Origin of the sequence: Escherichia sp. MR, assembly GCF_005280595.1 — a bacterium.
In the GTDB taxonomy this organism is placed as follows: domain Bacteria; phylum Pseudomonadota; class Gammaproteobacteria; order Enterobacterales; family Enterobacteriaceae; genus Escherichia; species Escherichia ruysiae.
In genome coordinates, this window is record NZ_SZVK01000111.1 from 1 (window position 1) to 3,394 (window position 3,394).

3 protein-coding genes and 1 pseudogene are annotated in these 3,394 nt (G+C 51.5%); 3 read left to right on the forward strand and 1 reads right to left on the reverse strand.

Annotated elements, in window-relative coordinates:
• Positions 1 to 2 precede the first annotated feature (2 nt).
• Together FC814_RS23815 and fimH are read left to right on the forward strand one after the other, a co-directional pair.
• Positions 3 to 59: an IS1 family transposase gene (locus tag FC814_RS23815; protein WP_003032489.1), complete on the forward strand. Its 57-nt coding sequence runs from the start codon at positions 3 to 5 to the stop codon at positions 57 to 59.
• 15 nt (positions 60 to 74) lie between these two features.
• Positions 75 to 722: pseudogene (fimH, locus tag FC814_RS22320) on the forward strand (type 1 fimbria D-mannose specific adhesin FimH); the annotation flags it as partial.
• Positions 723 to 896: 174 nt separating this feature from the next.
• Here fimH and gntP read toward each other — a convergent pair.
• Complete coding sequence (gntP, locus tag FC814_RS22325) at positions 897 to 2,240, reverse strand: gluconate permease GntP (RefSeq protein ID WP_000558250.1); 1,344 nt, start codon at positions 2,238 to 2,240, stop codon at positions 897 to 899.
• 339 nt (positions 2,241 to 2,579) lie between these two features.
• On the opposite strand from gntP, the gene uxuA reads away from it, so the two are divergent.
• Positions 2,580 to 3,394, forward strand: an 815-nt coding sequence (uxuA, locus tag FC814_RS22330) for a mannonate dehydratase (protein ID WP_137326484.1), incomplete at its 3' end; no start/stop codon positions are given.

Genomic DNA, 3,394 nt, shown 5'->3' on the forward strand with positions numbered 1-3,394 from the left:
CGGTGGAGCTGCATGACAAAGTCATCGGGCATTATCTGAACATAAAACACTATCAATAAGTTGGAGTCATTACCGGCGGCGTGTTATCTAATTTTTCCGGGACCGTAAAATATAGTGGCATTAGCTATCCATTTCCTACCACCAGCGAAACGCCGCGGGTTGTTTATAATTCGAGAACGGATAAGCCGTGGCCGGTGGCGCTTTATTTGACGCCTGTGAGCAGTGCGGGCGGGGTGGCGATTAAAGCTGGTTCATTAATTGCCGTGCTTATTTTGCGACAGACCAACAACTATAACAGCGATGATTTCCAGTTTGTGTGGAATATTTACGCCAATAATGATGTGGTGGTGCCTACTGGCGGCTGCGATGTTTCTGCTCGTGATGTCACCGTTACTCTGCCGGACTACCCTGGTTCAGTGCCAATTCCTCTTACCGTTTATTGTGCGAAAAGCCAAAACCTGGGGTATTACCTCTCCGGCACAACCGCAGATGCGGGCAACTCGATTTTCACCAATACCGCGTCGTTTTCACCAGCGCAGGGCGTCGGCGTACAGTTGACGCGCAACGGTACGATTATTCCAGCGAATAACACGGTATCGTTAGGAGCAGTAGGAACTTCGGCGGTAAGTCTGGGATTAACGGCAAATTACGCACGTACCGGAGGGCAGGTGACTGCAGGGAATGTGCAATCGATTATTGGCGTGACTTTTGTTTATCAATAAAGAAATCACAGGGCATTGCTAATGCAGGTACGCAATATTACCTGAAGCTAAAAACCTTGCACGTTAGCCCTTTGTAGGCCAGATAAGACGCGTCAGCGTCGCATCTGGCATAAACAAAGCGCACTTTGCCGACAATCCGAACAGAGCCTGCCATTGGCAGGCTCTGGTGTTCTTTTACGCTACCATGCTAATAATCAACACAATAATCAGCCCAACCACGGAGTTGACCAGCTCCAGCAGTCCCCAGGTTTTCAACGTGTCTTTTACTGACAGGTCAAAGTAACCTTTGAACAGCCAGAATGAGGCATCATTAATGTGGGTGAGGGTGTTGGAACCCGCAGCCGTCGCCAGCACCAGCAGCGCCGGATTCACGCCAATCAGCTGACCAGTTGCTGGATCAAGGATTGCAGCACTGATAATCCCGGCGGCGGTCATCGCCGAAACGACACCCTGACCCGTCGCCAGACGAATTAGCACAGTGATCAGCCATGCCATAATGTAGGGCGAGATATTGCCGTGGGACATCAACATGCCGATGGTGTCGCCAATGCCGGTGTCGATGATAGTTTGCTTCAGCACGCCACCCGCACCGATGATCAGAATCACCATTGCAATGCTTTTCACCGCACTTTCAAAAGCGTTCATCACCCACTGCATGTCATGACCACGTGCGGTGCCAAAGAGTACGAATGCAACCACCATCGCAATAAACATTGCAATCGGCGAGGAACCGATAAAGTTAACCACTTCCCAGGCAGGGGTATCTTTTACCAGCCAGATATTGGCGATGGTGGTAGAGATCATAATGATCGCCGGGATCAGCGGCACCAGAATCGAAACGCCGAAAGAGGGCAGATTGTTCATATCTACCGGTTGATCTGCTTTCAGGAATGATGGCGTTGGGCGCTCAAGATTGCCGAGGAACTTCGGCAGGATCAGACCTGCGCAGATTACACTTGGGATCGTCACCAGTACGCCATAGATATAAACCATCCCCATATCTGCGCCATAAGCATTCACCAGCGCCACCGGACCCGGCTGCGGTGGGAACAGTGAATGTGCGGTAGTGGCAGCTGCTACTGCCGGGATCGCCAGTTTCAGGAACGGAATTTTAGCTTCGGCGGCAATGACAATAACCAGCGGAGCTAACATGATAAAGGCCACTTCATAGAACATCGCCAGACCGAAAATCAGGCCGATGATAATCACCGACAGCTGTACATAGCGCAGACCGAGACGCGCCAGCAGCGTATGCGCTATCTGGTGAGCCGCGCCGGAGTCGACCATCAATTTACCGATGACCGCACCGAACACCACGATGATAGCCAGTTCCCCCAGCGTGTTGCCGAAGCCCGCTTTCATGGTGTGCAGCAGCGACATCAAATCCATGCCCGCCAGCATCCCGACGGACAGCGCCGCCACCAACAAAGCCACCATTGAATTGATTTTGAACTTCAAATTCAGTACCAGCATCAGACCAATGCCGAATACCACCCAGAGAATGTTAAGCACATGCATAACGTTTTACCTTACCTGGTTGAACCGTTGTTATTTTGGGCGACATGTTATGTAAATTGGTCAACCATTGTTGTGATGAATGTCACATCCTCTGATCAATAACCATCAATTACCCTTTGCTGCAATTTGCAGCAACAACCAGGAGAGTGAAATTCTTGTGATGTGGTTAACCAATTTTAGAATTCGGGTTGACATGTCTTACCAAAAGGTAGAACTTATACGCCATCTCATCCGATGCAACGCCACGGCTGCGGTCTGGTTGTTCATCCGGATACCTAAACAACTCCAGGGTTCCGCGTCTCTTTGCTGTGGAACCCACTATGTGAAAGAGGAAAAATCATGGAACAGACCTGGCGCTGGTACGGCCCAAACGATCCGGTTTCTTTAGCTGATGTCCGTCAGGCGGGCGCAACTGGCGTGGTTACCGCGCTGCACCATATCCCGAACGGCGAAGTATGGTCCGTAGAAGAGATCCTCAAACGCAAGGCGATCGTTGAAGACGCAGGCCTGGTGTGGTCTGTCGTAGAAAGCGTACCAATTCACGAAGATATCAAAACCCACACTGGCAACTATGAGCAGTGGATCGCTAACTATCAGCAGACTCTGCGCAACCTGGCGCAGTGCGGCATTCGCACCGTGTGCTACAACTTCATGCCGGTGCTCGACTGGACTCGTACTGACCTCGAATACGTGCTGCCAGACGGCTCCAAAGCGCTGCGCTTCGACCAGATCGAATTCGCTGCATTCGAAATGCATATCCTGAAACGTCCAGGCGCGGAAGCGGATTACACCGAAGAAGAAATTGCTCAGGCAGCTGTTCGCTTCGCCACTATGAGCGACGAAGACAAAGCGCGTCTGACGCGTAACATCATTGCCGGTCTGCCGGGCGCGGAAGAAGGGTATACCCTCGACCAGTTCCGTAAGCACCTGGAGCTGTACAAAGATATCGATAAAGCGAAGCTGCGCGAAAACTTTGCCGTCTTCCTGAAAGCGATTATTCCAGTTGCTGAAGAAGTTGGCGTGCGTATGGCGGTTCACCCGGACGATCCGCCGCGCCCGATCCTCGGCCTGCCGCGTATTGTTTCCACCATTGAAGATATGCAGTGGATGGTTGATACCGTAAACAGCATGGCGAACGGTTTCACCATGTGCAC